Here is a 4,087-nt window from a genome sequence, read left to right as displayed (position 1 = left end):
TGGTTGCGGGGGCAGGATTTGAACCTGCGGCCTTCAGGTTATGAGCCTGACGAGCTACCGGGCTGCTCCACCCCGCGTCACCAAGAATACGGACCTTTGAGGCCCGGAAGCAAGTCAGGCGCGAGCCTGACGAGGTGAGGCCGAAGAGCAATCGATTGAGTATCGATTGCCGGCCGAACGGGCTGCTCCACCCCGCGCCATTTAGGTAAGCCGTTTTGCGGCTTATCCGGTGCGTAAATCCGTGATCGGATTTATCGCGACTGCGTCACAGCTTTGCTGTGAAGCGCACTGCCGGAGCAAATTGCGGAGCAATTTGTCTCCTGTAAGGGATGCACCGGTATAGGATGGTGAGTTCCCTTGGCATTTCAAGTATTCTGCTCTGTGCCTTGAACGACGAAAGGCCGCTTTGGGGCGGCCCTTGAGTTTGGCCAGGGGCCTCAGGTTTCGTATTGAGAAGATTTTCGATCCACATTTTCATGTGGCATTGCCTTTAAAAGACCTGGCAGCGACCTACTCTCCCGCGTCTTGAGACGAAGTACCATTGGCGCTGGGGCGTTTCACGGCCGTGTTCGGAATGGGAACGGGTGCGGCCGCCCCGCCATGACCACCAGGTCGTTTAAGGGCAATGTTGATTGAGAAGCTGGCAGAGGCGTTTGCCTCGTTTGTCTTTTGTGAACACGTCTTTTTTCTTCACCCTGGGCTGCGTGGGACTTCCCATACAGGCCGCAAGGCCGTCGCCAATCGTTTGGCGGCCCGTCCGGAGCGCCTTTGGCGCGTCAGGACAGAAGAGATGGCTCATCGAACTTTGTTCGATGAGCATGGTCAATGAGAACGATCAAGCCGATCGGGCTATTAGTACCGGTAAGCTTCATGCATTGCTGCACGTCCACACCCGGCCTATCAACGTGGTCGTCTTCCACGGCCCTGATAGGGAATACTCGTTTTCAGGTTGGTTTCCCGCTTAGATGCCTTCAGCGGTTATCCATTCCATATATAGCTACCCTGCTATGCCCTTGGCAGGACAACAGGTCCACCAGAGATATGTCCATCCCGGTCCTCTCGTACTAGGGACAGATCCTGTCAATATTCCTACACCCACGGCAGATAGGGACCGAACTGTCTCACGACGTTCTGAACCCAGCTCACGTACCGCTTTAATTGGCGAACAGCCAAACCCTTGGGACCTGCTCCAGCCCCAGGATGCGATGAGCCGACATCGAGGTGCCAAACAACCCCGTCGATATGGACTCTTGGGGGTCATCAGCCTGTTATCCCCGGCGTACCTTTTATCCGTTGAGCGATGGCCCTTCCACGCGGGACCACCGGATCACTATGACCGACTTTCGTCTCTGCTCGACTTGTCAGTCTCGCAGTCAGGCGGGCTTATGCCATTGCACTCGACGACCGATTTCCGACCGGTCTGAGCCCACCATCGCGCGCCTCCGTTACTCTTTCGGAGGCGACCGCCCCAGTCAAACTACCCACCATACACTGTCCCGGATCCGGATGACGGACCGCGGTTAGACATCCATGACGATAAGGGTGGTATTTCAAGGATGGCTCCACGAGAACTGGCGTCCCCGCTTCAAAGCCTACCACCTATCCTACACATGCCGACACGAATGCCAGTGTAAAGCTATAGTAAAGGTGCACGGGGTCTTTCCGTCTAACCGCAGGAACCCCGCATCTTCACGGGGAATTCAATTTCACTGAGTCTATGTTGGAGACAGCGGGGAAGTCGTTACGCCATTCGTGCAGGTCGGAACTTACCCGACAAGGAATTTCGCTACCTTAGGACCGTTATAGTTACGGCCGCCGTTTACTGGGGCTTCAGTTCAAAGCTTGCACCTCTCCCTTTAACCTTCCAGCACCGGGCAGGCGTCAGGCCCTATACGTCGTCTTTAGACTTCGCAGAGCCCTGTGTTTTTGATAAACAGTCGCTACCCCCTGGTCTGTGCCACCCCTTCATACTTGCGTAAAAAGGGGTCACGCTTCTTCCGAAGTTACGCGTGCAATTTGCCGAGTTCCTTCAACATAGTTCTCTCAAGCGCCTTGGTATACTCTACCTGACCACCTGTGTCGGTTTCGGGTACGGTCTATAATGATGGAGCTATTTCCTGGAACCGCTCCGCCGCCCAACCAATCCAATAAGGTTGAACAACTTGTGCGATCCGTCACTACCACCAGGCCCACGAATATTAACGTGGTTCCCATCGACTACGCATGTCTGCCTCGTCTTAGGGGCCGGCTAACCCTGCTCAGATTAACTTTAAGCAGGAACCCTTGGTCTTTCGGCGAGAGGGTCTCTCACCCTCTTTATCGTTACTCATGTCAACATTCGCACTTCCGATACCTCCAGAGCCTCTCACGAGTACTCCTTCACAGGCTTACGGAACGCTCCGCTACCACTGAAGCAACCCGAAGGTTGCCACAATCCTCAGCTTCGGTGCATGGCTTTAGCCCCGTTACATTTTCGGCGCAAAGACCCTTATTTAGACCAGTGAGCTGTTACGCTTTCTTTAAATGATGGCTGCTTCTAAGCCAACATCCTGGTTGTTTTGGGATCCTCACATCCTTTCCCACTTAGCCATGACTTGGGGACCTTAGCTGGAGGTCAGGGTTGTTGCCCTCTTCACGACGGACGTTAGCACCCGCCGTGTGTCTGCCGACTAGTACTCCCAGGTATTCGGAGTTTGGTTAGGATCAGTAAGACGGTGAGTCCCCATAGCCCATCCAGTGCTCTACCCCCTGGGGTATTCGGTCGACGCTCTACCTAAATAGATTTCGCGGAGAACCAGCTATCTCCGAGTTTGATTGGCCTTTCACCCCTAGCCACAAGTCATCCCAATCTATTGCAACAGATGCGGGTTCGGTCCTCCAGTTGGTGTTACCCAACCTTCAACCTGCTCATGGCTAGATCACTCGGTTTCGGGTCTAATGCAACTAACTCAATTCGCCCTATTCAGACTCGCTTTCGCTGCGCCTACACCTACCGGCTTAAGCTTGCTAGTTACACTAAGTCGTTGACCCATTATACAAAAGGTACGCCGTCACCCTTGCGGGCTCCGACTGTTTGTAGGCATCCGGTTTCAGGTTCTATTTCACTCCCCTTGTCGGGGTGCTTTTCACCTTTCCCTCACGGTACTTGTTCGCTATCGGTCATGCACGAGTACTTAGGCTTGGAGAGTGGTCTCCCCATGTTCAGACAGGATTTCTCGTGTCCCGCCCTACTCTAGGACAACAAGTGTTCTACGCCTACGGGACTATCACCCGCTACGGTCGACCTTTCCAAGTCGTTCGGCTTTATTCCTTGTTGCCACTGGCCTGGTCCGCGTTCGCTCGCCACTACTTGCGGAGTCTCGGTTGATGTCCTTTCCTGCAGGTACTTAGATGTTTCAGTTCCCTGCGTTCGCTTCTTACACCCTATGTATTCAGGTGCAGATACCTTTTAACAATACCTAGAAACCTAAACCGTCCCGAAAGACGGCTTAAACTTTCTAGGTATCTAAGGTGGGTTGCCCCATTCGGAGATCCATGGATCAAAGCTCATTCGCAGCTCCCCACGGCTTATCGCAGCGTATCACGTCCTTCTTCGCCTGTGCATGCCAAGGCATCCACCAAATGCCCTTACGACACTTAATCGTTCTCATTGCCAATGCTCATCATCTAGCTGTTATTCCAACGGAATAATCAGCGGGCCGGGTTACCTTTTACAACCCAACCCACTCAACAATGCCATCGACGTGTTCGATCCGGTCACTTATTGGAGCTACGCCGAGCAGCTCGCTTGTGCCGGATCTTAAGACCAGCTTCTCGAGATTAGATCCGGGACCGCGCGGTTAGCAATCGGCCATCAGAAAGTCGTCAGAGATGTCTCGAAAGACACCAACAACGACCGACCAGAGCGACAGGCTTCCTTCCTACGTCCGGCTCCTCTTTCGTATCCGGTCGGCTAGACCATCCACGACATCATTGGAACCGGCTTCGGACATGGGTCATAAACCCATACCTGGAAGCCTCCAGATCAATCTTCTCTTCACGATTTTTGCAGAACAGGCAGCACTTCATCGAAGTGATGCAAACTTTT

1 tRNA gene and 2 rRNA genes are annotated in these 4,087 nt (G+C 53.6%); all 3 read right to left on the bottom strand.

Annotated features, from left to right (window positions below):
• Positions 1-77 (bottom strand) — tRNA-Met (locus tag C5L12_RS27260).
• A 420-nt stretch (positions 78-497) separates the two neighbouring features.
• Positions 498-612, bottom strand: a 5S ribosomal RNA gene (rrf, locus tag C5L12_RS27255).
• 219 nt (positions 613-831) lie between these two features.
• Positions 832-3,642, bottom strand: a 23S ribosomal RNA gene (locus C5L12_RS27250).
• Positions 3,643-4,087: the final 445 nt, after the last annotated feature.

Origin of the sequence: Neorhizobium huautlense (assembly GCF_002968575.1) — a bacterium.
Classification (GTDB): domain Bacteria; phylum Pseudomonadota; class Alphaproteobacteria; order Rhizobiales; family Rhizobiaceae; genus Neorhizobium; species Neorhizobium huautlense.
Note: the sequence above shows the minus strand (reverse complement) of the source record. Positions and strands in the feature narration are given on the sequence as shown.